Here is a 22,811-nt window from a genome sequence, read left to right as displayed (position 1 = left end):
CTATGCTCAGCAACCACGTTATACTTGTTGATGTTAATGACTGTGAACAAGGAACAATGGATAAAGTGGAAGCGCATCTTAAAGGTGAATTGCACCGTGCTTTTTCTATCTTCATCTTAAATTCAAAGAACGAACTTTTATTACAAAAGCGTTCGGAATTAAAATACCATTCAAAAGGCAAATGGTCAAATAGCTGTTGCAGTCATCCACGCCCATTCGAAAGCTTAGAAACAGCAGTTCACCGTAGGTTGCAAGAGGAAATGGGATTTGATTGTACACTGGAATTTAAATTCTCCTTTCATTATAAAACCGAATTAGAAAACGATTTAATTGAACATGAAATTGACCATGTGTATGTTGGTTATAGTGATTGTTTGCCGGTAATTGATACACACGAAGTTAGTGAATGGCGCTATGCCACCATACCAGCCATTGCTGCTGAAATTGAAAACAATAGTGCTGCTTTTTCTGTTTGGTTTCCAATTGCTTTTAATGCATTAAAGAAATACCTTTAGTATGATGAAAATAAAAAATTTACTTCTTGCTCTATGCCTGCTTTCACTTGGCAACATTGCCAACTCCCAAACTGTGGATGAGTTGAATGAATTTAACAAAGAGCGTATCAACATCAGTAAAAAAGGCATGACCGTGCTTGCTGCTTGGAGTTTAGCCAATGTGGCTGCAGGTGCTTATGGGTTTAGCACTACACATGCAGAAGTGGATAAAAATTTTCACAAAATGAACATGATGTGGGGTGGAATAAACTTGGTGCTTGCTGCCACCGGTTATTTGGGGGCAGTGAACGACAAGAAAAGTTATGATTTGAAAAAAAGTTTCAAGCAACAGCAATCGATTGAAAAAACTTTTTTGGCAAATGCTGCATTGGATGCAGCATATATAACGGCTGGTTTATATTTGACCGAACGTGCCAAAAATCAAGAAAGTAAATCGGCTGTTTACAAGGGTTATGGGCAATCGATAATGCTGCAAGGCGCGTTTTTAATGTGTTTTGATGCTGTTATGTTTGCTGTGGAAAATAACCATGGCAATAAGAAATTGTATCGTTTTTTGGATAAGGTAAACTTGAGTAGTAATGGGATTGGTGTGAAGTTTAGGATTTAGTGTGAAGGGATTAAGGATTAAGGATTTGGGAATTCGGATTTAGGATTAAGGAGTTTGGATTTGTGACTTTTTGTTTAGGGCTTGGTGATTAGGATTTGGGTTTTGATTCGTTTGAGAGGAGTTGTGCTTTGTATTTTGGCAGGAGTCCTACAAATTTAAGCAGTGTTTCATCTAGTGATAAGTCGGAATGCGCGCCTGCGGCATTAAAGTGACCGCCACCTTCAAAATTTTCGCGTGCAAATGTGTTCGCGTCAAAATTACCTTTGGAGCGGAATGATATTTTTACGATGTCGTCGCGCTCAATAAAAATAGCTGCAAATTTTACTTTATTAACCGAGAGGGCATAGTTAACAAAGCCTTCGGTATCGCCTTTTTGGTGGTGGAAGCGCTCCAGTTCTTCGGCGCTTAGGCTGATAAAAGCCGTTTTGAAATCCTCTAAAACCGTGAGTTTATGAGCCAGTGCATGACCAAGCAGCTTCATCCGGTTTTCGGAATTGGTATCGTAGACTTGCTCGTGAATGAATGTTTTTTGGGCTCCGGCTTCTAGCAATTCTGCCACTATGCGATGTGTATCGGCAGTGGTAGCATCGAAACGAAATGAACCGGTGTCGGTCATGATGCCGGTATACAAGCAATTGCTGATATCTTTGGTGAGCATGTCCTTCTCTCCTATCCCATCGATTAGTTCGAAGATGAGTTGACAGGTGGAACAGGCACTTGTATCGGAGAAATTAATATCGGCAAATTTTTGTGGAAAGAGGTGGTGATCCACCAGTATTTTAAAGCCTTTTGCAGTGCTAACAGCTTCTTCCATTTTGTCGATGCGCGACAAGGCATTGTAATCGAGGCAGAAAATAATATCTGCGGAAGCAATGAGTTTGGCGCATTTCTTAACATTCTTATCGTAAGGAATTATTTTGTCGCAGCCTTCCATCCAGGATAAAAACTCGGGATAATCGTTGGGTGGGATAACCGTTACTTTGTGTCCTTTGGCTAACAAAAAATTATATAGTCCTAATGAGGAACCAATGGCATCTCCATCGGGATTGAGGTGGGTGGTTATAACAATATCTTTCTTCTTGCGAAGGACTTCCTTTAATCTACCTAATTCTAGCGGGCTGAGCATACATTTAATTTTCTTCAAAAATAAGAATAAAAATGAGGGGGCAGAATTGGGCGAATTTTTATAGTTTTGCGGCTCGAAAAATTAAACTAAAAAAACAATGTCAACAAATAGAACGTTTACAATGATTAAGCCTGACGCCACAGCAAAGAATTATATTGGCGGGATTTTAAAAATGATTAACGATGGTGGTTTTAAAATAATTGCCATGAAATACACGCAATTGAGTAAGGATGCGGCCGGTAAGTTTTATGAAGTGCACAAAGCCCGTCCTTTTTATGGGGAATTGGTGGATTACATGTCTTCGGGGCCAATTGTTGCTGCTATATTAGAGAAGGACAATGCAGTTGCTGATTTCAGAACTTTAATTGGTGCTACTAATCCTAAAGATGCTGCAGAGGGTACTATTCGTAAAATATATGCTGAATCGATTGCTGCTAATGCGGTGCATGGTTCGGATAGCGATGAGAATGCTCAGATTGAGGGTGATTTCTTTTTCTCGAAATTGGAGCGTTTTTAAGGGTGTTTTTTTTGAAACACATAGGAGCATAGGGAACATAGGGTGCACATAGGGTTTTTGCTTGATGTTGTTGATTTAATTACTTCTTTAATTCAAGCGAAATATTAATAAAAAAATCTCTGCTTATATTGGCAGAGATTTTTTTTTATCCGTGATATACCCGGGAAGCTATGATGCGGTCGTTTTTTATTTCGAGCACCTCTCCTACTTTTAGGTCTTTTTCGCCTTCGACGCTGCGGATGTATTCCATAAAAATACAGTCGGCTTCGGCAATAAATTTGGTTGGTTTGTAGCTTAGTGTTGGCAGGCGTTCAAAGGCATCTTTCCACCAGGTGTACAATTCGGGTTTTCCTTTTATAAGTCCTTTTGTTTCGGGTTTTCGCTCGAGTAATTTGGGGCTGTAGTGCACGGCACTTTCGTCGTAGAGATTTAGGAGCTCTATTATATCGTGTGCATTAAATGCGTTCATCCAGCGGGTGGCAATGGCTTTACAAGTTTCGGAGGAGAGCATTTTTACAAGGATAAAATTTCGATCATGCGCATAATTTCCTGGTCGGTTTCCTCTATGTGTTTAATTGCTTGACTGAAGGGGGTGTATGCCACTTCATTATTAATCACTCCAACCATTTGCCCGTCTTTACCTGAAATTAGTGCTTCCACAGCCATGAAACCAAGACGGCTGGCAAGCACACGATCGTTGCAGGAAGGGCTTCCTCCTCTTTGCATGTGGCCTAAAATGGAGACACGGGTATCGTATTGGTTGAATCGCTCTTTTACTTTTCGAGCAATTTCGAATGCTCCGCCTTCTTCTTCGCCTTCGGCAACGATAATAATTTTGGAAGATTTGCTTTTTCTTCCTCTTTCCAAACGCGCAATGAGGTGGCTTAAATCGGTTTTGGTTTCGGGGATTAAAATACTTTCGGCACCTACACCAATTCCACTGTTTAAAGCAATTAGACCGGCATCGCGACCCATGACTTCCACAAAAAATAGTCGGTCGTGACTTTCGGCGGTATCTCTAATTTTATCGACTGCATTAATTACAGTGTTGATGGCAGTATCGTATCCAATTGTGAAATCGGTTCCAGCTAGGTCGTTATCAATTGTGCCGGGTATACCGATAAAGGGCATTTTATAGATGGAGCTAAATTCGGCAGCGCCGGTAAACGTTCCGTTTCCTCCAATGGCAACAATGCCTTGAATGCCGTGCTTTACTAAATTATCGTAAGCTTTTTTCATGCCTTCTTTGGTCATGAATCGTTTGCTTCGGGCAGTTTTGAGGATGGTGCCGCCGCGTTGAATAATGTTGGCAACGCTGCGTGTATCTAAGTTAATAAACTCTCCATCTATCATTCCTTCGTAACCATGCATGATTCCCATTACGGATAATTTGTGGTATATACCGGTACGCACTACCGCTCTAATACAAGCGTTCATTCCGGGGGAATCGCCACCGGAGGTAAAAACAGCAATCTTCTTCATCTTTTTTCTTCTTATAAATTGGGTGTAAAAATAGGAGTAAATTTAAAACGCAAGGTAATAATCCTTTGTCAGTTGTTTGTATTCTTCTGAATAGGAATGTCGCTCATCCTGTTCAATAATGATACTGCTTTCGGAAAAGGTGGTTGGATTAAATTCGAATTGCATCAGCAATCGTTTTTCGGTTTTATCGGCTCTTGTTTTCACGCGCAAGATTTTATCGACGTGCAATTTTTTTTCTTTAGCTAAGTCACGAAATATTTCGGCTTCTTTGCTGGGAAGTATCACACAAAACTTTCCGTTTTTTGAAAGCAGTTTTAATACGCCTTCAAGCAGGTCTTCGAAAGCAAGAGAATCGGTATGACGGGCTGCGGTGCGCGATTCTGCAGAAGCTTTGGAAGAGTCGATAAAATAAGGTGGATTACTAACGATTAAATCGTATTTTTTTTCGTGATTTTTAAAAAAGTTTTGAAAGGACTGATGGTAAACATGTATGCGTTCTTTCCATTTACAGTTGCTTACGTTTTCTTGTGCTTGCAAGAAGGCAGCATCATCAATATCGATGGCATGAATTTGAGCGGTAGATTTTTGTGCCAGCATGAGGGCAATTATTCCGGTGCCGGTGCCGATATCTAAGATAGTTGTGGAAGTAGCAGCATCCACCCATGAGCCCAGCAAAACTGCATCCGTGCCTACTTTCATGGCACATTTATCTTGGTTTATTTTAAACTGTTTGAATTCAAACTGCTGTTGGGGCATAAAACATTTGTGCGGTAATGGGGTGTTGTTTGATTTAATTTTGATAAAGATATAAAATTATATGCTTATGTATTACTATGCGAGAAAGTAGCAAATTGTTGGAGTTTGCAATTTATTGTTTGAATCAATGATATTGTAAGGAAAAATATTTTTGAAAAGTGTAGTATATTTATTTGGATGCTGTTATGCAATAAGGATTGAGCCTTTGTTTGAGCTCTCCGCCGGCTGGCGGAAGCGAGTGGTGAAAGCCTGACCCGATTTTTCATCGGGTATTGCCCAAAAAAAATTGACATTAATTGTAGCTCACAGCAGACTATGAATGTTTTATAAAAGGAGAAATTGTAAGGCTAGAATTAACAAAAAAGAGTTTATGTGTTACACTTTAGTTGCCAGTAAAATGAGGCGTTCGGAAGTTTTTTCATCGAATTTTTGAAGGTTGTAATTTCCAAAAGTTGCCGTAAGACGTAATCCACTTTTTTCGAAATAGTGAATAAAGTCAGGCAGTTTAAGGGTTTTTACTTTTTCGGTGAAGGAAAAATCTTCGCCATTATCGGTGAAATTAATGTGTTTGATGAGAAAACCTTTTTCTATTTTTTTTTGAATTTTAAAAGCGATATCGCAGACTTTTTTTTGTTCCTTAGGTATTAGTTCATTGAGCACTTTGGTAGAATTCATAAAATCAATAACCAATACACCCCCTTGTTTCATGGAGGCTGCGGCAGATTGAATGGTTTTTAGATTATCTTTTTCATTTTCGAAATAACCGAAACTGGTAAAGAGGTTCATTACCGCATCGAAATAATTCACACGAAAGGGCTGGCGCATATCGTGTGTAAAGAAAGAAAGCGAATCGTTTTCGAATTGTTGTGCATATTGAATGCTTTGTTTGGAGAGGTCTAAGCCCGTAACATTATATCCATTTTTAGCAAAATAAATAGAGTGTCTTCCTTTACCGCAGGCCAAATCGAGCAAAAATGAATGTGGTGCAAGCTTAAGGTGCTGAATTAAATTGGTAATAAATTCTTTTGCTTCATCTTTATCTCTGTGTTGATAGAGTAAGTGATAGTAGGGAGAATCGAACCAGATATCGAACCAGTATTTTTTCTTGAAGTTGCCATTCATTGCGGAACAAATTTAATGAAATAAGCAAGGGAGTGCTAAGAGAAAATTTTGGATTGAAAAGAAGTTGTAAACCGAAATATGAAGCAATAAGGAATGGTGTGCGATTATTTTTTTTTCGGAGTTAATAACAAATAGTTGTAAATAAATTCTATTTTAGCCGATGTTTTTATTTATACAAATAGTTATATTTGCTAACATATATTAGTAATATCAAGGGTTTTTACACAATTTTAAGCGAATAAGCAGCAATATATTTATTTAACTAAAGCGAAATAGGATGGTTGATATTTATGATTTTTACGATAAAATGGATCGTAATAAAATTATGCTTTCATTTAAAGGTGATATCACCTCCGAATTGCTGACGTCTATATTGCAAATTATGGAATCCAAGTTGGATAATTTGCAGGAGGAGCCAAAAGTTAAGAAGAAAGTGTATAATGTGTTGGTGGAGTGTTTGCAGAATTTGTATCACCACATGGATGAAGTTGCCTTTACGGATGACACGAATGAAATTGTTTCTCGTTCGGCCATTTTTATGATAGGTAAGGTGGAGAATGAATACAGCATTATTACCGGAAATTATATCTTAACTTCGAACGTTGAAAATCTCAGAGTAAAATTAGACAAGATAAATGAGATGAGTAAAGAGGAGTTAAAAGAGTACTATAAAGAAATATTAAACAACGATACTTTCTCTGAAAAAGGCGGAGGAGGCTTGGGAATGATAGACATTGCGCGTAAATCAGGTCAGAAGCTGAACTATAATTTTATGGTGGCGGATGATAAATATTCATTTTTTAGTTTGAACATTAAAATCTCACAATAATTAAATACTATGGAAACACTGCTAATTGAAGGTTCACCCAAAACGCCTACTATTAAATTTGATTGGGATAAAGGATATTTAGAAATTAAAGGGAGATCGATCCCTGAAAACTCGATTGAGTTTTACAAACCGCTTGTAGACTGGTTGGATAAATACTCGGGCAAGCCACAAAAGAATACAAATGTGAATATTCATTTGGAGTACTTTAATACCAGTTCTTCGAAGTGTATTTTGGACGTATTTAAAAAACTTGAGAGTATTCACAAAGGCGGAAGTAGTGAGGTTATTATTAACTGGCATTATGAAGAGGATGATGAGGATATGTTAGAAGCAGGCGAAGATTATCAAGCCATTATTAACATTCCTTTTAAAATGGTATTGAGCGAAGCTTAAGCTTTGAAATAGTATAAAAAAAAGCAGTTGCCTAATATGCAACTGCTTTTTTTATGTGGATAAGTGTAGAAAAGTACTTTGGTTAATTGCAATAAGATTTGAATTATAAAACTATTAAAATCATTACTTGTAAGGTGTTTTCTTACTTTTTGCTTGATCAAAAAGTAAGCAAAAAATCAAGGCTGATGAGCAATTGGCTAAAATTTTAATTCATTTTTACTCATATTGTGTTAATTTTTTAAGGTATTCGTGATTCGGCTTTGCCTTAATTGCCACGCAACCCAAGCGCTCGATTTTGTTCCGTAATTGGAGAATATTTTTGTTTCTCGCTCGAGGGTTGCTTACACAGGGCCTACGCTTAAAAATGAATTCAAATTTCTTAACGCTAATTTCTCATAGGCCGGTCCTTTTCGGTTTTTAATGATGTTTTTTAGGGTTTCGTTTTTTGTATCTTATTATTATTTGCGAGTTTTCATGCATGTTTTCTTACTTTTTGCTTGATCAAAAAGTAAGCAAAAAATCAAGGCTGATGATAAATTGGCTAAAATTTAAATTAATTTTTGCCGCGCAACCCAAGCCGCTCGATAATATTCTGTTGAAAGAAAATATTTTCATTTCTCGCTCGTGGATTGCTTACACAGGCCTGCGCATAAAAATGAATTCAAATTTCTTAACGCCAATTTCTCATAGGCCGGTCCTTTTCGTTTATGATTATGATTTTAGGATTTCGTGCTTTTTGTTGCTTAGGTTTTATCGGGAGGTGAACACTACTAGCAATAGTCATTCTCATACTTTTTTCTTGATCAAAAAGTATGCAAAAAATCAAGGCTGATGATAAATTGGCTAAAATTCGAATTCATTTTTACACGCAACCCAAGCGCTCGATAAATTCAGTAAAAGGAAAATATTGATTTTTCTCGCTCGAGGGTTGCTTACACAAGGCCCGCGCTTAAAAATGAATTCAAATTTCTTAACGTCAATTTCTCATAGGCCGGTCTTTTTCGGATTTTATTGATGTTTTTTTAGGTTTCGTTTTTTGTATCTCATTATTATTTGCGAGTTTTCATGCATGTTTTCTTACTTTTTGCTTGATCAAAAAGTAAGCAAAAAATCAAGGCTGATGATAAATTGGCTAAAATTCGAATTCATTTTTACACGCAACCCAAGCCGCTCGACAATATTCTGTTAAATGAAAATACTTTCATTTCTCGCTCGAGGGTTGCTTACACGAGGCCAACGCTTAAAAATGAATTCAAATTTTTTAACGCCAATTTCTCATAGGCCGATCCTTTTCGGTTTTGATTGTGATTTTAGGATTTCGTTCTTTTTGTTGCTTAGGTTTTATCGGGAGGTGAATACTACTATCAATGGTCATTTTCATACTTTTTTCTTGATAAAAAAGTATGCAAAAAATCAAGGCTGATGATAAATTGGCTAAAATTTGAATTCATTATTGCCGCGCAACCCAAGCGCTCGAAAGTGGTCAGTGCTAAGTAAAAAATTGTTTTCTCGCTCGAGGATTGCTTACACAGGCCCGCGCTTAATAATGAATTCAAATTTCTTAACGCCAATTTCTCATAGGCCGGTCTTTTTCGGATTTTATTGATGTTTTTTTAGGTTTCGTTTTTTGTATATCATTATTATTTGCGAGTTTTCATGCATGTTTTCTTACTTTTTTGCTTGATCAAAAAGTAAGAAAAAAATCAAGGCTGATGATAAATTGGCTAAAATTCGAATTCATTTTTACACGCAACCCAAGCCGCTCGACAATATTCTGTTAAATGAAAATACTTTCATTTCTCGCTCGTGGATTGCTTACACAGGCCTGCGCATAAAAATGAATTCAAATTTCTTAACGCCAATTTCTCATAGGCCGATCCTTTTCGTTCATGATTGTGATTTGGGGATTTCGTGCTTTTAGTTGAATAGATTCTATAGGGTGGTGAATACTACTATCAATGGTCATTTTCATACTTTTTTCTTGATCAAAAAGTAAGCAAAAAATCAAGGCTGATGATAAATTGGCTAAAATTTGAATTCATTATTGCCGCGCAACCCAAGCGCTCGAAAGTGGTCAGTGCTAAGTAAAAAAATGTTTTCTCGCTCGAGGATTGCTTACACAGGCCCACGCTTAATAATGAATTCAAATTTCTTAACGCCAATTTCTCATAGGCCGATCCTTTCAGTAAACTAAATAAGCCTTTATTGATGGCAATTCATCATTAATACTGGTTGTGATATTTATATCTCAAGCAAAGTAAAACTAAGGATAAGCAAATGAAATTTTTCTTTCAAGCTAGTCTTTGATAAATCGTTTGCAGAAATTATTAGTTCCCTCCTTTACTACAATAAAATACATTCCCGGTTTTAGATCTTGTAAATTTAAATTGAGTTGTGATGAATTAATGTTGGTTTCAGCTTTATATACTTGGCCAAGGAAATTTGTAATTTGGTAGCTATCAATTTTATTGTTGGATGTAAATTTTAAAATATCTTTTACGGGATTTGGTTGAAGGTTGTGGGTTGCGGAAGTTTTGATTTCACTGATTCCTGTAAAATCGTCGTTTTGAATGGTAAGCACCCAACTGGAATCTAATATTGTAGCGGAACCACTTACATTTTGAAGACGGAGTTCAAGTATTTCATCCGGCTCAATTGTTAAATCATCCACAATAGAAATGCTAATGGATTGCGGAACTGTGGAATTTGCCGGGAAGGTTAACTGTGATGGGGTAAAAGTAAAATCGCTGTTGAGTGTAGCCGTGGTTAAATTACCTAAAACTACATCCACCGTAGTGGCAACTGCAAGGGGATTAAAGATCTTTACACTAATGCTTAAGCCGCCAACTGCTTCATTAAAGGAAGCATCGGATGTAAACATGGTGACCGTCGGTGGCACAATAAAACCACAGCCGTTGATGGTGTGTGAACCCAAGTGAGAATAATCAGCTTGCGGAAATATATCCCATTGACCATTTGAATTGTTCCAGTTTGACTCACCTTGTTTGATATTTTGTTTTCGCACCAGTGTTGCCGAAGTTGAATTTGCATTGTAAACCGGCCAGCCAAAGCCGGGGTTCACTCCTATTGTGCCAAAGCAATCGACTAAAGTAGCATTGTGGTATAAGCCAATTGCGCTGTTTCCATTAAAGAAGAACTGTCCGTTTACCAAATCTGAAATTGCCTTTACTGCTGAATCGGAGCCGGAATAACTGATTACATAGGTATCTCCATGATTTATAAAACCGGATAATGGCACATCGGTTCCGGCAACGGTGTTACCGGCAAAATAAATTTTTATGGAATAATTTGATAAATCAACCACCTGGCCGGTTGGATTATACAATTCGAATGCTCTATCACCAGCTGAAAAACTATGCACAAATTCTGAAAAAAATATGTCGGAACAAGGATTGGAAGTGGTTATGGAGTCGTTGTCATAAATGGTAAAATTAATTAGAGAATCACCTAGAGTTGCATTGTTACTCGGGTTTGCAAGCATAAAACTGTAGGTCTCAATTGGCTCGGCTAAGAGGTCTTCGAATATGCTCACACAAACAGATTCATTACCGGCAAAATTGGGTAAAAACTTAATTCGAGTAGGTGCAATGGTAAAATCGGTACCGAGCGTTCCGGTGGTACTTGCCACAATTTGCACATCTACAAAAGTAGTATCGGGTAATGGATTTGTAATGCTTACACTAAAACATAGGCCACCAACAGCTTCCGTGTAGGTACCATCGTTGCTTACAATACTGATAGCCGGAACAACACCTGAGCTGTTTTTTTTGGCCTGAACATTAGAGGCAATTCCAATACTGAGAAAAAGCTGGATAATTAAGTAGCAATATTTCATAGTTTTTATTTTTGATTCAAACTTGAAGATACAAAATATTTGTAACGCAACTCAAAAATTGGAAGTGTTTTTTATAAAATATCAAAAACTTAAAATGTAACAATGCCAACAGTAAGCCTTTGTTGAATTGACGGATTTATTTTATTCAGAATTGAATGGTAGAAGTGACAAGACTTAAATACGGTGTTTTTACTGTGGAATTTTTATACTCATTAAACCAAGCTTGAGTTTTCTGTTGATTTTTTTAAGTCTTTCAAAATTACTAGTACTAAAACACTTATGATAGCTGCAAAAAAGCACCAAATAGAAATAAAATATTTTGGTGTTATGATGCGTGTTATAATGCATGAAGTTAAAATTGTAATTCCTAGAATTTGCATCCGATTCACACTAGACACAAGTGTTGATACCACCGTTGGAATAAAATAAAAAAAGGCACTCAACCACAATAAATTTTGGGTATGCGGAAATTCAAGATTGTATTTGATATGGTGTCCGCTGATTTCGGCATGTATTGGGTAAATTATATAACAATAGCTCAGGTAAAGAGAAAGTAGTATACCGAGACTTAGTATATAGGTGAGCACTCGTTTTCGTTTTATATTCTGTTCGAGAAACAGAATTGATAGTGGTACCCAGGTAGGCCAAATTATTTGGGCCACAATCAAAAAGGAATAGGTGCTGGCTGATTTTAAGTATGAAAATTCGGGATGTGTAAATGAAAGCCAGAGCAAACCTTCAGTGAATTGCTGAAAGGCGAATAGAAATGGAATGCAGGCGAAAGCTGTTTGCGCCGGAAGGCTTACCTTTTTGACGGAAGCAATACCTACCAGTGCTAAAACTGCACTGGCGGTAAAGCTTGCTTGGGCTGAAAAGCACATTAAATAATAGGGATTATCACTAACATAAAATTTTGCTTTTTGAATTTTAAATGTAGTAGCCGTTAGTTGAAAAATTTAATCCACTTACGCACTGTTCTATTTTCTAATTTGCTTTCATTACTATTGATGCGCTCAATAGCTAAACCAACCGCATCATTGGAGATCCGCTGAATTACTTTCGCTTTTGAATTTATTTTCTTAATCAAAGCAATGAATTCACGTTCTTTTGTAAGAAATAAGTGATTTTCCAATACGACTAAATTAGTGTTTAGCGAAATTTTTTTTAAGGCACTTGCACTGTTGTAAAAGCTTGCTACCTGCACATCTTCGTTGAAACGAAGTGTAAGATAAGATCGCAACAATTTTACAGAAAGAATATCGCTATCTACAATAAATAAATTCAGTTTTGACAGGGGCATGTTTAATTTAGTTTGGAATTAAGTGTACTTCGTACTTGTCATTTCCGTCCATATAGTAATACCAAAGCGCTTTTTCTTCCAGCTTTTTAATGAATAAGGTGCGAGAGGATTGATCATCGTCGCCATTTAGTTTTACTTCTTCATCTTTATTTTGAAAGGTCCAGTTGCCCGCACCGTTAAGCATTCCAAATGAATAGGAATAGGATCCGCTTTTTGAAAATGTTTCGGTATACCCTGCCACGAGCGACGTGTAATCATCGCCGTTAATTTTATAATTATCGATTTTCCAAGAATTGGCTAAACGCGCAGCACGCGAGCGGAGGCTTAACGCAGGGCCGTCGTCATATTTCTGACAACTTTGAATGGAAGGAATCACTATAGCTGCAAGAAGTATGCAGAGGATTGCAAATTTGTTTTTTAGTTTCATGTTTTTTTTCTAGTTTAAAATGTGTTTTTAGCATCAGGGCTTGATTCAAGCACCATTGTTTCTTCCATTGTACCGGCATTTTTTAATTCGAATTCGCAGGTTATTTTCACTTCATCGCTTACCACTACGCCGCCTGTTTCCATGGCTGTGTTCCAAACAAGGCCCCAGTCGTTTCGGTTTAATTTGCCCGTAACTGTAAACCCGGCTTTTTCATTTCCCCAAGGGTCTTTGGTAATTCCACCAAACTGCACGTTTAGGAGTTGGTTTTTTGTTATGCCCATCATGCTTAATTCGCCCCAAAGTTCATGGTTACCATCCGCATCGGCTTGTGCAATTGTGCTCGAAACAAAGGTGATTTGTTTGTGCTTGTGTGCGTCAAAAAAATCAGCACTCTTTAGATGTTCATCTCTTTTGTCGTCGCCTGTATCCAAGGAGGCTACATCTATCCAAAAATCAATGACAGCGGTTGAAAAATCTTTTCCGGTGGTATAAATGCTGGCATCAAAATTTTTAAATTTTCCTTTTACATGAGCAATCATAAGGTGACGCACTTTGAATTCAACTTCACTATGGGCGATATCAATACTCCATTTTACATCTGGTTTCATTTTTTTATTTTTTTTAATTATTTCTTCACATTATTTACACCTAAATCTTTGAATGCTTTACCAAATTCGTCCATGTCGTGACTGAATTCGCTTTTAAATGAATTCCAATTGTCTTTTCCAGTTTCTTTGTAATCCGCCATTCTTTGCTTCAAGCTGTTGTTTTTTTCTTCCAGGTCTGCAATTTTTTTATCGTAATCGGCACGAGCTTGAGCTTTTTCATCGCGTACTTTAAGTCGGAAAGCAGCTAATTCCTTTTCATTTTGTGCGATTTGATCGGCGGTTACTTTTTTGTATGTTTCAATATCTGCAAGGTATTCATCATTTGCTTTTGCTAAATCTGCATTAGCATCGTTTACATTTTCTTGCGCATTTTCGACCTTTTTTTCGGGACTGCTGCAACTGCTTACTAGCATCACTGACATAATAGATGCGACTGAAATTGTTAGAATTGAAATTTTCATTGTATTTTTTATTTGATTTTCGCTTCCTGCGAACAAGGTGCAATAGTAGCATTGCGGTGCAAAAGTCCGTGAATACTAGGTAGTAAATGTTATATAACTCTAAGATTAAATTGCATCATTCACAGATGGGGAATTTATTTTTTGAATTTTGATTTGTTGAATTCTTGAATTTTGATTTGACGAATTGTTGTTCTATTAATTTGCAATTCATTCTAAAGATGGATTTATGGCTGTGGGGTATTCTTTAAGGTATCCGTTATTTCGATGTATTCTTTTGACAGTTTTGTAAGTTCTCGCTCGGTTTTTAACTCTGTATCGATTACGGCATTGCTGGCAGGTTCGTGTGAGGATACCAATTCATTTACTTTTAAATGTAGGGATGCGGAAAATCGGTTGAACGATTTTTGAATTAGAAACAAGCTTAAAAAGGTAATTCCAATTATCGCTTCGTGTATACACTCATGTAGTGATTGGTCAAAAAAATCCTTCTGCGTAAGCCAAAAAATAACGCTGATGCATGCAATAATAAAGGTAAGTGAGTTACCCATTACTGTTATTGCAAAGGAAGTTACTCGTTCAAAAATGCGTTCGGCATGGTGTGATAATTTGTACATCGTAAAGCTGTTATAATAATTTGATTTCTTTTGTTTTGGATAGCCGTAACAAAATTTCCTTTTTTATAATTGATGCGGATTCATCCCAGCTTTGAATTGCATTGTGCTGCGCAGCTCTTTCGATGCCGGTTTGGCTTGAATAATTTTTTAGCTCGTTAATTAAGCTGATTCTATTTGCTTTCATATTGGTGTAATTTGGTTCAACAAAGATTGAGCACAGGGGCATCTTAAGGATTATATTACGACCATATTTATTTATATAATTCACAGATGATTAAACTAATTTGTTTGCCTTGTTTCGGAATCAAATTCAATGGATTGAAACACTGAATTGAGCTTTGGAATGGAAAGGTTTGTTCCTTTTTATTTTTGATGGAGCTTACAAACAAAAAAAGGGATTGCCTTGCCAGGCAATCCCTTTAATAAAAAATCAATTTTTAATTAATACGAAGTCTTTAATTCTACTCTTCTGTTTTTCGCTTTACCGATTGCAGTTTTATTATCTGAAATGGGTTGTGTTTCGCCAAAACCGGTTGCAGTTAATCGCGATTCCATAATGCCTTGTCCCATTAAATAAGTTTTAACCGATTCGGTTCTTTTTTGAGAAAGGGTCATGTTGTATGCGTCTTCGCCATCGCTATCGGTATGGCCTCCAACTAATAAGTTTGCTCCTTCGTATTTTTTCAAAATAGAAGCTAATTCATCCAGTTGTACTAAGGATGCAACTTTTAATTTATCGCTATCAAATTCGAAAAATATTTTGCTTGCAATTTGAGTTATTTTTTTCACATCTTCTTTTGCCATTTCAGGACATCCTTTGTTATTAATAGTTCCTTTAATGGTTGGACAACGGTCATCATTATCTGCAACACCATCGCCATCTGTATCAGGACAGCCTTTAAAAACCATTGGTCCTGCTTTATCCGGACAAGCATCTTCTTCGTTCACAATACCATCGTTGTCGTTATCTTTTGTGCAACCTGTTGCATCTACTTTGTAACCGGCTTTTGTGTCGGCACATTTATCATCTAAATCGGCAACACCGTCTCCATCTTTATCCGGGCAACCTTTTAAAGCTGCGCTACCAGAAGCATCCGGGCAACGATCGTCTTTATCGGCCACATCATCACCATCTTTATCGGGACAACCGTTCAAAGCAAGTGTTCCTTTCTCATCCGGACAATTGTCTTCCTTATCTCCTACTCCATCGCCATCTTTATCAGGGCAACCTTTAAGCGCCAAAGTACCTGCTACATCCGGACATGCATCCAAGTAATCAGCTACACCATCTTTATCTTTATCAAGCGGGCAACCTGTTTTATCCACTGTAATTTTTGGAGGCGTGTTGGCACACTTATCTCTTGAATCAGAAACACCGTCCATATCTGCATCTTTTTTCTTACCAAAATTAAAAGTCAAGCCAACCATGTGTTGCAAGTAGGCATCATTTCCGGCTTTGTTCACACCATCTTTACCATCACCGGTAGAGTATAATACCATTTCTTGCAGGTTAAGCATAACCGTTGGGGTTAAACTAATATTGATACCCACCCCAAAATCAGGAGCCGCATAATCGATTTTACTTTTATCAGTAACTGTAGGATTCACTGCAAATAGCATTGCACCTGCACCCACAAATAAATAGGGTCTAACCACATAATCGGACGATAATATATTAAAGCGAACGTTAGCAGTAACTGTTGAGAATCCGGTTTGGAAACTGCTGGTATCGCCTTTAAAGCCAAGCTCTCCTTTGGTAAACAACAAATTTGCATCTAAATGCCGATTGATAAAGCGTGAAAAAGATATTCCTCCAAATCCATAAAGCGCTTGGTTTCCTTTATAGAAACCTTTCCCTAAATCGCCTTGGTACTGGTTTGCGCCACCGTGCAAGCCAATGCTCCATTTTTTATCTTCTGTTTGTGCCTTTGTACTGAGCGTGAATGCAATGCATGCAGTCAGAATTATAAGCTTTTTTCCAGTTCGTTTTAAGTTCATAAAACCCGGTTTGTACTTAATTGATTTCATTTTTATTTTGAATTAGTAAGTGACAAAGGTGTGTGAAGTTGTGCGGGAATGTGTTACATTAAAAATGTGTTTATTATCAATATTCACACTTCAAGTATCGCTTTAAATGTGCTTCCATGCTGATACACTTCGCTTGAGTATAAGCTTACAAACTGGTTTAGGAGCGTTGACTTCAAAAAAAAGAGCCGTTGAAATTTCAACGGCTCTAAAACTAAACCAACTATAAAAGTCTTGATAATAAGCCTATTTGTAATTAACTCTTTCGTTTTTCACTGACAGTAGTAGAGTAACAGTTGGCTAATGCCAGCGTATGCTTAATCTTTTTGAATTACTAAGTATTTTGAAGCGCTCCAAAACTTTTCAGGATTGGTAATGGTTAAATTTTTCACCTTCTTTTTATTTTTTGCATCGGCATCCAATACATAAGAATCGGCAGGATGCACGGTAATTATTTTCATATTGCTGTTTACTTCAATGCTGGTGGTTTGTGTATAATCAATGCGAATAAATTTGCTGTTATCAATATTAGGGCTGAGTTTAGCTGTTTTACCCATGCCTAATAAACCACCTTTTCTATCGATTAAATTTGCATCGCGCAATTCTTTTGATTCACCAATAACATAGTATGCGGTATGCAAAGCCATTGTTTCTTCGGCAATGGTTTGAGATTTAACAGCGCTTTCTTCAGTTACGATACTTAAAGCTGTTTGCAAATCGTTAACCTGGGCATTTAAATTATACAGTTTTTCATTTAAGGCAGTCAATTCTACATCTTTTTGTGCCAATTGATTGTTAATTGTGGCAATGGCTTTGGCCAGTTCGGCATTTTTGTAAGAGGAATTTTTTAATTTCTTTTTTAGCTCAGCCAGTTTCTTGCGGTTTTCTTCCATTAATGTATTTATAGAGGCAATGCCTTCATTAATTCGTGTTCTCTGACTAGGTTTTAAATCACCTTGTTGGTCGGTGCTTACAGAAATAAGATGTTGGCGTGCTGTAACCGAATCCAAGTTGCGTTCCACATCATTAAAAGAGGTAATAAAATCATTTATGGATGCTTCTCTATCTGAAACAATTGATTTTAAAGAGTCGTTTTCAATAGTAGTTTTGTCGAGTGCGGCTTTATCTAATTTCGCTTGTTCGCAGGCAGAAAACATAATTGCAAGTAGTGCAATAAGGAGGTAATTTTTCATAAGTTCTGTTTTTTAATTTTACTGTGTTGAAAAAATTCCACCACATTTTATACTTGCAAAGAAACTATGTGGCAGCTACTATTCCATTATACAATTGCAGCTAGAAGTTACATAATTCACAGATAAGTCAAGCAGGTCAGTATAAAACAAAAACCGCAAGCAAAATCCTGCGGTTCTAAATTTATGTACTTAATGTAATTAGTCATTTATTGTTCTAAGTCCCCAAATTTCGATTTGAGTTTTTTCATCTGCTAATGGGCTAAGCGTTTCATAGGCAAAGGTTAGCTTAGTTAAGTCAGTTTTACTGCTATCTAATCCATACACTTTACTTTCGGTTCCTGCTTTCATTTCGCTGCTAATATCAATTACTTGTCCGTTGCCGCCAGCAAAAGAAACTTCTAAATCGTACATGTTAATTTCTGCTTCCTTAACCACCACTTTAATGGCTGTAAATCGCTCGATGCCCGAAACAATTATTTCGTCACGGTTTTTATTTTCGCCAACTACTTTATCAGCAATTTTATACCACTCCCATTTATCGCTTACTAAAAATTGAGGTGTTTGTGCATTTGCATTCATTAATCCACTTGCTAAGGCAAGCATTACAATTAGTGTTACTTTTTTCATGATTTCAGGTTTTAAGTATTATTAGTTTGATTTAATTTTCTGTGACAAAGGTGCTGCGCTCGGGAAGCTTTTGCATTACAGAACTCTATTTTGTTCTTGTAACATTCGCAGGTGTGAATTGTAATGAAAATTCATGAACGCCTTTACGCACGCTTAATGCATGAGTTTAGTATAAACTGAAAATCAATTTAAACCAATAAAAACTAAAATTACAGGAAGGGTGATTGTTAAGAAAACAATCAATTTTTGAACGTCTAATTTTTTTGTATTGGATAAATTATCCGGACACAGCGTGCATGATTCAACGTGGATTACTTTATTCTCTTTTGAATAAGATACAGCCAGTTGTATATATTTTCCCAATGCGGAACGGCCATTCACCGGTTGGGTATCTATTGAAAGTGTTTTACGATCCGTGACACGGTAAACATAAATGAAAACAGTAGCTGTATCGGAGACTGATTTTAAGTCATAAGGTTGCAATCCTAAAGTTTTTTCAACTTCGTCTTTCGACATACCTAGTTGAAGCTCCATCACTTTGTCGAGGGAGGTATACTTGGGCGATTGAACAATACAAGAGCTGCACAGGGTAATTGAAAAGAGAAAGCAATAAATAAGATTTTTCATATTCTAGGTTTAATCTGTTGAAGCGGGCAACAATTTTTAAGTTAAATACTAATAGGTAGCTAAAGCGAATATTTGGAGGCGCTTTAAGTAATAGTTTAGCGCATCAACTGTATTCAAAAAAGTAAACCGCTCCAATTGCTGTGGGGCGGTTTATTATTATGGTATTAAAAATTATTTTTTATCCGTGTTTGTTTTATATCCCCATACTTCTACCAATGCTTTTTCTTCGTTACGATTGGGCATAGTTTTGTATTCAAATACAATTTTTTTAATTGCCCTTTCTCCACCGGTTAAATCAATTACTTTGCTTTCAGCACCCATCAATATAGGATTTGAGATAGTAATGTTTTGATTATCTCCACTTTCGTAATGCACCACAATACTTCTGATATCAATAGATGCAAAGACAGCAATAAATTTAATGGAGGCAAATTTATCAGCACCTACCACCACAATTTCATCGTGGTCCATTTTCCAATTGATTGTTCGTTCTCCTATTTTATGCCATCCTTTTTTGTCGCTTAAAACAATACCCGGCATTTCAACAGCAGATTTATTGGGTGCTTCATTAGATTTCATTCCCCAAATTTCGATGGAAGCTTTTTCATCCTTTTGATTTGGTTCAGTTTTATAAACGAGTACAATTTTTTTAATGTCTCGCTCCACGCCTTTTAAATCGAAGCTTTTGCTTTCTCCGCCGGCCTTTATAGGACTGCGCACTTCAATCACTTGTTTCGTTCCATTTTCAAAATAAACTTCCATATCGTAAATTGATAATTGAACATCCTTAACAAAGAGTTTTAATGAAGCAAAGCGATCTGCGCCTAGAATTGTAAATTCATCGCGATCGCGTTTTAAATCGACACTTTTTTCAACAATTTTATGCCAGCCGGTTTTATCATTTGTGATAAGTTCCGGTGTTTGTGCTTGTATTCTTCCAGCTAAGGCAAGAAGAAGAATCAACATTGATTTTTTCATAGTTTTAGAATTTGCTTTAATTAATATAGAGCAAAGTTGCCAATACATTATGTGTGTTGACTTATACTATTAAATCGAAAGCTTACATTATTCCTATCTTTTAGGAATACTGCTTTAGTGATAGATAATTCTAGGAGCAGAAAAAGTTGCTGCTATTTTCTTAATTCCATAATTCCCATTTTGGTGAGATGGATTCGAATGGGCTTTTTTAAGGAGTCTTCGGGCTCAAGAACGGCGAGTAAGGTTAAATTGTATTCATACTGATCTTTATTGCGTGCCACCTGGATGGCTGTCCTAAAAATATTCTTTAGTGTAACTTTAATAGGAAGGGTCACAACTGTTGTTCCAAATGGCTTTATTTTAATGGCTTCAAAGTATTTGCCTTTTAGTGTACCTTGATTTGGCACTACCAGTACATAAGCCATTTCCTTAATGGACAAGGTTATGGGACCATAATTAATAATTTTGATTTTGGCACTGGCTTCAATATTCTTGAAACGAATTTTAGTGTATTTAACGTTTTCTATTTCGAGCTCGGGCGGTTGTGGAATCTTTAACTTGGCAACTTTATTAATTGGCAATTCCGCTTTACCCAATACGGTGGAGTATTGCAGAAATACATGGATGGCATAGCTTGCACTATCCCCTTTTTTTCGTTCGGCTTTTAAATCTTTTAGAATTTCCTTGTAAGGAATTTTTAATGAAAATTCAAATGTATCCTTACCATTTGGAGGCAAAACAATTCCCAAAAAGCTTTGACTTTTAAGATAGGTTTTATTAAATAAGGAAACTTGGTATTTGATAGTATCCACACCAATTTTCAAAAAGGAATTATTTTCGATTACGAGTTTCGAGTGTATATAAGTTGTATCGTCACCCACATTAATTTCAAGATCACCAATTTGTTCCAGCTTAGGAATATAGCGTGCTATAAGCTTATCTTTAAAAAAATAGAGGTATCCTACAGCACCTATTACAAGCACTAAAACAATTAGTAGCATCCATATCCATTTATTTTTCATTGCTTGCCGGTTTTGATTTAAAGAATCGTCTTAGTAAAATATTGTGTTGCACGGCCTCAAGATCTTGATCCAATTTTTTTGTGCTGCTTTCCAAATTTTTCAAACTGGCTTTTAAATTCGCTCCAGCTTCTTCATCGTGCAATAAAATACCGATGGCGCTTTTTGAATTTCTTTCGCTGGCTTTCAAATTACTAACAAGCATTGTTGCTGAATCGGTAAGTTGTTCGATATGGCTAGCAGCAGCTTTTAATGATTTAAAGACAATTGTATCGCTTACCAAATCATTTGCAAGTGTTCCTTTACGGGTTAACCCTGAGCTAAATCCATTTAGGGAAACCAGCAACTGGTTTGCTTTTGAGGCAGCCCCTTGCAACGAAGCAGTTGCTGCGTTAATTTGGTTATAAACAGCATCATCACTAAGTAGTTTTGCAACCGTACCTGTTCCGTTTGCTAAATTATGACTAATCACTTTAAAGTCGTTTGTTATCACCAATAAATTTTTATTGTTGTCTTGCAAGGTGTTTATCATATCGTCGGAAGAGAAAGTTTTTTCCACCAGCAAAGTATCTCCCTCTTCCACTTCATTTGATTTGGAAGTTCCTCCATAAATAACCAATATTTTATTACCAATAAGGCCATCGGTGCTGATTTTTACTTTAGCATCCTTTCGAATGTATTGCTGCGCTTTGGTTTCGATTTTCATAATTACTTCCACTTGTGATTTTCCATAGAAGTGAACACTGCTTACAGTACCAATTTTGACACCTGAAAACCAGATATTATTACCGGTTTGTAAACCGTTAACATCATCAAAAAGTGAAACTACCTTCATTTTCCTTTTAAAGGTTTCATGTAAATTTCCCACCATTAGTACACCTGTAATCAGAAATACTATTCCTAAGATGACAAAGAAACCGACGGCCACAGCGCGTTTATTTTGTAATTCGTTCATTGTTTGTTGTAAAATTATACTTGTAAAATCCTTCAATTTGTTTTTCAGGATGATTAAATACTTCCTCAAATGTTCCAACCTTAAGAAAAACGCCATCGAGCAGCATGGCGATGCGATTGCCGGTTGATTTAGCGCAGGTTAAATCGTGTGTGATAATTATGGAACTGGTTTTAAATTGTTGTTGCACATCCAAAATGAGTTGATTTATTTCGGCACTTGTTATGGGATCCAAACCGGAAGTGGGTTCATCGTAAAGCATTATTTCGGGTTTTAAAATGAGCGTACGAGCAATTCCAATTCGTTTGCGTTGCCCACCGGAAAGATCGCTTGGCATTTCGGTTAGCTTATTTTTTAAACCTACTGAATCCAAAACTTCATCAACTGCTTTATCCACTTGCGCTTTGGATAGGTTTTTCGTATTCATGGTTAGTGGAAATGCAAGGTTTTGATACACATTCATACTGTCGTATAGTGCACTGTTTTGAAATGAAAATCCAATTCTAAGTCGAAGTTTATCGAGGTTTACTTGATTTAACTGATCAACAACTTCGCCTAATACAATTACTTCCCCTCTATCCGGCTTAAGCAAGCCCACGAGTATTTTAATCAGTACCGATTTTCCGGTTCCTGATTTTCCAAGCACGGCGATATTTTCTCCTTTAATTAGATTCAGATCAATGCCTTTTAATACATCAAGTTCACCAAATGACTTGTATAATCCTTTGATGGAAATGGCGTTGTTATCAGTATTTATTTCCTGTGTGAGCATTTGCT

Annotated in this window: 26 protein-coding genes; 5 read left to right on the top strand and 21 right to left on the bottom strand. The window is 36.6% G+C overall.

Going from position 1 to position 22,811, the window contains the following annotated elements; translation table 11 throughout:
• The first annotated feature begins 2 nt into the window (after positions 1-2).
• A complete protein-coding gene (gene idi, locus IPP32_09200) occupies positions 3-515 on the top strand; it encodes an isopentenyl-diphosphate Delta-isomerase (GenBank protein ID MBL0048254.1) in 513 nt (170 codons plus the stop codon).
• Between the two features lies 1 nt (position 516).
• Positions 517-1,122 (top strand): hypothetical protein, encoded by a 606-nt coding sequence (locus IPP32_09195; GenBank protein MBL0048253.1) that lies wholly within the window; start codon positions 517-519, stop codon positions 1,120-1,122.
• Positions 1,123-1,210: 88 nt separating this feature from the next.
• Here IPP32_09195 and IPP32_09190 read toward each other — a convergent pair whose 3' ends face one another.
• Positions 1,211-2,248, bottom strand: a complete 1,038-nt coding sequence (locus IPP32_09190) for a bifunctional oligoribonuclease/PAP phosphatase NrnA (protein ID MBL0048252.1) — start codon at positions 2,246-2,248, stop codon at positions 1,211-1,213.
• A gap of 97 nt (positions 2,249-2,345) precedes the next feature.
• On the opposite strand from IPP32_09190, the gene IPP32_09185 reads away from it, so the two are divergent.
• Positions 2,346-2,765: a nucleoside-diphosphate kinase gene (locus IPP32_09185; protein ID MBL0048251.1), complete on the top strand. Its 420-nt coding sequence runs from the start codon at positions 2,346-2,348 to the stop codon at positions 2,763-2,765.
• A gap of 145 nt (positions 2,766-2,910) precedes the next feature.
• Here the strand turns inward: IPP32_09185 and IPP32_09180 are convergent, their stop codons facing one another.
• From IPP32_09180 to IPP32_09165, 4 genes are all read right to left on the bottom strand, one after another.
• On the bottom strand, positions 2,911-3,276 hold the full coding sequence (locus IPP32_09180) for a nuclear transport factor 2 family protein (GenBank protein MBL0048250.1): 366 nt from the start codon (positions 3,274-3,276) through the stop codon (positions 2,911-2,913).
• A gap of 2 nt (positions 3,277-3,278) precedes the next feature.
• Positions 3,279-4,247 (bottom strand): 6-phosphofructokinase, encoded by a 969-nt coding sequence (gene pfkA, locus IPP32_09175; protein MBL0048249.1) that lies wholly within the window; start codon positions 4,245-4,247, stop codon positions 3,279-3,281.
• A 42-nt stretch (positions 4,248-4,289) separates the two neighbouring features.
• Positions 4,290-5,003, bottom strand: coding sequence for a methyltransferase (locus IPP32_09170; protein ID MBL0048248.1), 714 nt, complete (start codon positions 5,001-5,003; stop codon positions 4,290-4,292).
• A 375-nt stretch (positions 5,004-5,378) separates the two neighbouring features.
• Positions 5,379-6,125 carry a methyltransferase domain-containing protein gene (locus IPP32_09165; protein MBL0048247.1) on the bottom strand — a complete coding sequence of 249 codons (747 nt, stop codon included), beginning with the start codon at positions 6,123-6,125 and terminating at the stop codon, positions 5,379-5,381.
• Between the two features lie 307 nt (positions 6,126-6,432).
• Between IPP32_09165 and IPP32_09160 the strand changes: the two genes are divergently transcribed.
• Together IPP32_09160 and IPP32_09155 are read left to right on the top strand one after the other, a co-directional pair.
• On the top strand, positions 6,433-6,954 hold the full coding sequence (locus tag IPP32_09160) for a hypothetical protein (GenBank protein MBL0048246.1): 522 nt from the start codon (positions 6,433-6,435) through the stop codon (positions 6,952-6,954).
• 9 nt (positions 6,955-6,963) lie between these two features.
• Positions 6,964-7,347 (top strand): DUF1987 domain-containing protein, encoded by a 384-nt coding sequence (locus IPP32_09155; GenBank protein ID MBL0048245.1) that lies wholly within the window; start codon positions 6,964-6,966, stop codon positions 7,345-7,347.
• Between the two features lie 2,296 nt (positions 7,348-9,643).
• Here IPP32_09155 and IPP32_09150 read toward each other — a convergent pair.
• The 16 genes from IPP32_09150 to IPP32_09075 all read right to left on the bottom strand — a co-directional run bounded on the left by IPP32_09150 (position 9,644) and on the right by IPP32_09075 (position 22,806).
• A complete protein-coding gene (locus IPP32_09150; protein MBL0048244.1) occupies positions 9,644-11,203 on the bottom strand; it encodes a T9SS type A sorting domain-containing protein in 1,560 nt (519 codons plus the stop codon).
• 212 nt (positions 11,204-11,415) lie between these two features.
• On the bottom strand, positions 11,416-12,084 hold the full coding sequence (locus IPP32_09145) for a hypothetical protein (protein MBL0048243.1): 669 nt from the start codon (positions 12,082-12,084) through the stop codon (positions 11,416-11,418).
• Positions 12,085-12,146: 62 nt separating this feature from the next.
• Positions 12,147-12,503, bottom strand: a complete 357-nt coding sequence (locus IPP32_09140; protein ID MBL0048242.1) for a hypothetical protein — start codon at positions 12,501-12,503, stop codon at positions 12,147-12,149.
• A gap of 7 nt (positions 12,504-12,510) precedes the next feature.
• Entirely contained in the window at positions 12,511-12,930 is a 420-nt protein-coding gene (locus tag IPP32_09135; protein ID MBL0048241.1) for a hypothetical protein, read from the bottom strand.
• Positions 12,931-12,944: 14 nt separating this feature from the next.
• Positions 12,945-13,538 carry a YceI family protein gene (locus tag IPP32_09130; GenBank protein ID MBL0048240.1) on the bottom strand — a complete coding sequence of 198 codons (594 nt, stop codon included), beginning with the start codon at positions 13,536-13,538 and terminating at the stop codon, positions 12,945-12,947.
• A 17-nt stretch (positions 13,539-13,555) separates the two neighbouring features.
• Complete coding sequence (locus tag IPP32_09125; protein ID MBL0048239.1) at positions 13,556-13,999, bottom strand: peptidase M23; 444 nt, start codon at positions 13,997-13,999, stop codon at positions 13,556-13,558.
• 224 nt (positions 14,000-14,223) lie between these two features.
• Positions 14,224-14,613, bottom strand: coding sequence for a low affinity iron permease family protein (locus IPP32_09120; protein ID MBL0048238.1), 390 nt, complete (start codon positions 14,611-14,613; stop codon positions 14,224-14,226).
• A 10-nt stretch (positions 14,614-14,623) separates the two neighbouring features.
• Positions 14,624-14,797 (bottom strand): hypothetical protein, encoded by a 174-nt coding sequence (locus IPP32_09115; protein MBL0048237.1) that lies wholly within the window; start codon positions 14,795-14,797, stop codon positions 14,624-14,626.
• A 257-nt stretch (positions 14,798-15,054) separates the two neighbouring features.
• The gene (locus IPP32_09110) at positions 15,055-16,641 is read right to left on the bottom strand and encodes an OmpA family protein (protein ID MBL0048236.1); all 1,587 of its coding nucleotides are present in this window, start codon (positions 16,639-16,641) and stop codon (positions 15,055-15,057) included.
• A gap of 314 nt (positions 16,642-16,955) precedes the next feature.
• On the bottom strand, positions 16,956-17,831 hold the full coding sequence (locus IPP32_09105) for a hypothetical protein (protein MBL0048235.1): 876 nt from the start codon (positions 17,829-17,831) through the stop codon (positions 16,956-16,958).
• Between the two features lie 198 nt (positions 17,832-18,029).
• Positions 18,030-18,458, bottom strand: a complete 429-nt coding sequence (locus IPP32_09100; protein ID MBL0048234.1) for a hypothetical protein — start codon at positions 18,456-18,458, stop codon at positions 18,030-18,032.
• Positions 18,459-18,641: 183 nt separating this feature from the next.
• Positions 18,642-19,085: a hypothetical protein gene (locus IPP32_09095; protein MBL0048233.1), complete on the bottom strand. Its 444-nt coding sequence runs from the start codon at positions 19,083-19,085 to the stop codon at positions 18,642-18,644.
• A gap of 171 nt (positions 19,086-19,256) precedes the next feature.
• The gene (locus IPP32_09090; GenBank protein ID MBL0048232.1) at positions 19,257-20,063 is read right to left on the bottom strand and encodes a hypothetical protein; all 807 of its coding nucleotides are present in this window, start codon (positions 20,061-20,063) and stop codon (positions 19,257-19,259) included.
• A 152-nt stretch (positions 20,064-20,215) separates the two neighbouring features.
• Entirely contained in the window at positions 20,216-21,085 is an 870-nt protein-coding gene (locus IPP32_09085) for a hypothetical protein (protein MBL0048231.1), read from the bottom strand.
• A complete protein-coding gene (locus tag IPP32_09080; protein MBL0048230.1) occupies positions 21,075-22,037 on the bottom strand; it encodes an MCE family protein in 963 nt (320 codons plus the stop codon). Before IPP32_09080 ends, IPP32_09085 begins: the two co-directional genes overlap by 11 nt.
• Positions 22,018-22,806 carry an ATP-binding cassette domain-containing protein gene (locus IPP32_09075; protein MBL0048229.1) on the bottom strand — a complete coding sequence of 263 codons (789 nt, stop codon included), beginning with the start codon at positions 22,804-22,806 and terminating at the stop codon, positions 22,018-22,020. Before IPP32_09075 ends, IPP32_09080 begins: the two co-directional genes overlap by 20 nt.
• Between the last annotated feature and the right edge of the window lie 5 nt (positions 22,807-22,811).

This window comes from Bacteroidota bacterium (assembly GCA_016721765.1).
In the GTDB taxonomy this organism is placed as follows: Bacteria; Bacteroidota; Bacteroidia; order UBA4408; family UBA4408; genus UBA4408.
This window is presented reverse-complemented; position numbering and strand designations above follow the sequence as displayed.